Source organism: Mycobacterium sp., from assembly GCF_035314665.1.
Taxonomy (GTDB): Bacteria; Actinomycetota; Actinomycetes; order Mycobacteriales; family Mycobacteriaceae; genus Mycobacterium.
This window is the reverse complement of record NZ_DATFZD010000244.1, coordinates 1-2,027: the sequence shown is the minus strand read 5'-3', so window position 1 is coordinate 2,027 and position 2,027 is coordinate 1. Positions and strand designations below refer to the sequence as shown.

Sequence of the window (2,027 nt, the reverse complement as noted above, 5' to 3'; positions counted from 1 at the left end):
CTTTCTGGACAGCTTGGGCTACGGCCGACCGGCCGCCGAGCGCTCGACAGCCAGCGCGAACTACGCCAGCCTGCGAATGCGTATCCCGGCCGGGATCCTGCGCGAGAAGATGACCTTTGTCGTCCCGGAGCCGAAACGACCGACGGGTGGCGCGTTTTCGGTCTACGAGCACGACGCCTGGATTCTCGCCTGACCGAGAAGCTTTACCGCTCGATGAATCTCGTTGATCCGCCCACCGACTACAGCCCGCTTCTTAGCTAGGTCTGCGGCCGGATCTGGCGACGATTGCGCTCGCTGACCTCGGCGTAGCGGGCTCCGAGCCCATCGCGGTCCAACTCTTGGGCGCCGGCGATGTCCCGTTCGGCGGCCAGTGCCGGACCGGTGACTGCCGCCGATCCCGTGGCATAGATTTGCTTGAGACCGGCCATGATTGGCGCCGGTACCTCGGCGATCTCGCTGGCCAGCTCGACCGCACGCGACAGCAGCCGATCATGCGCGACGACTTCCGTCACCAACCCGATCCGCTCGGCGCGGGCGGCATCGACGACCTCGCCGGTCATTGACAGCCGCCGCGCCATGGCCCCGCCGACAACCTGCGGCAGCCGGGCCGTCATGCCTCCGCCGGGCAGGATGCCGACCCTGGCATGGGTATCGGCGAAAACGGCGCGTTCCGAGGCGATAAGGAAGTCACAGCCCAGCGCCATCTCCAGTCCGCCGGTGAACACCGCGCCGTTGATCGCGCCGATGATCGGTGTTGCCATTTCGGCTGTTTTGCGAATGCAGCTCTGGGTTTGAAATTGTTCGAAGTAGACCGTCCCGAGGTGTTGGGCCTCTTTGAGGTCGACTCCGGCGCAGAAGGCGGGGTCGGCGCCGGTGAGCACCACTGCCCGCACCAAGGGGTCGGCGTCGGCGTCGCAGAATGCCGCGTAGAGTGCCTCGATCAGCCTGGTGCTCAGAGCGTTTCGTGCCTCGGGACGGTTCATGGTCAGCACCCGCACCGCGCCGGCGTCGTCGCTGAGAACCAGCGATGGGGTCATCTCACGAACTGCGTGGCCTGGTTGACCAGATCGAGCAGCGGCTGCGGGAAGACGCCCAGGCCGATGGTGACCACCGTGCACACCGCGATCGCCGCTTTGCTCCAGAAGCTGGGCATCACGACCACGACCTGTGCCTGACCGGCTGGCGGTTCGGTGAAGAACATCATCACGATCACCCGGACGTAGAAGTACGCAGCCACCGCGCTGGCGATCACACCGATGATCACCAGCGGCACCGCTCCGCCCTTGGCCGCGGCCTGGAACACCGAGAACTTGCTGACGAAACCGCTGGTCAGCGGGATACCGGCGAACGCCAGCAAGAACATCGAAAAGAGCAGGCCGACAGCGGGATAGCGTTGACCCAACCCGGCCCAGTGCGACACGGTGGCGTCTTCGTCGCCTTGCACGTTGCGGACCAGGCCGACAACCGCGAAGGCGCCCACCGTGCTGAAGCTGTAGGCGACCAGGTAGAACATCGTCGCCGCGATACCCGCCGGGATTGCGGAGATGACACCGGTGAGAATGAATCCCACGTGTGCGATCGACGAATACGCCAGCATCCGCTTGACGTCGGTCTGATTCACCGCGGTGATGGTGCCGACCACCATCGTCAGAATCGCGATCGCCCACAGCACAGGCCGCCACTGGTCGTGCAGCGGCGGGAGCGCCACGTATACGACCCGCAGCAGGGCGCCGAACGCCGCGACTTTGGTGGCCGCGGCCATGAACCCGGTGATCGGGGTGGGCGCGCCCTGATAGACGTCGGGAATCCACGAGTGGAACGGGACGGCGCCGACCTTGAACAACAGGCCGACCGACAACAGGGCGACGCCGATCAACGCCATCGACGTGTTGGTGCTGCTTGCCAGCGCATTGGCGATGCCGGGCAACGACAGCGTGCCCGTCGCGCCGTAGAGCAGCGCAACGCCGTAGAGGAAAAACGCCGACGAGAATGCGCCTAGCAGAAAGTATTTGACCGCTGCCTCCTGG

The 2,027-nt window shown here is 65.5% G+C and carries 2 protein-coding genes and 1 pseudogene; 1 reads left to right on the top strand and 2 read right to left on the bottom strand.

Annotated elements, in window-relative coordinates:
* Positions 1-193: pseudogene (locus tag VKI00_RS17795) on the top strand (2-polyprenyl-6-methoxyphenol hydroxylase-like oxidoreductase); the annotation flags it as partial.
* 64 nt (positions 194-257) lie between these two features.
* On the opposite strand, the gene VKI00_RS17790 reads toward VKI00_RS17795, so the two are convergent.
* Both VKI00_RS17790 and nuoN read right to left on the bottom strand, forming a co-directional pair.
* Positions 258-1,037: an enoyl-CoA hydratase gene (locus VKI00_RS17790; protein ID WP_324439651.1), complete on the bottom strand. Its 780-nt coding sequence runs from the start codon at positions 1,035-1,037 to the stop codon at positions 258-260.
* Positions 1,034-2,027, bottom strand: a 994-nt coding sequence (gene nuoN / locus VKI00_RS17785; protein WP_324439649.1) for an NADH-quinone oxidoreductase subunit NuoN, incomplete at its 5' end; no start/stop codon positions are given. The genes nuoN and VKI00_RS17790, both read right to left, overlap by 4 nt.

What these genes read in the sequence shown, in the direction of transcription:
- VKI00_RS17790 (WP_324439651.1), bottom strand. Translation starts at nt 1,037, where the DNA reads ATGACCCCATCGCTGGTTCTCAGCGACGACGCCGGCGCGGTGCGGGTG.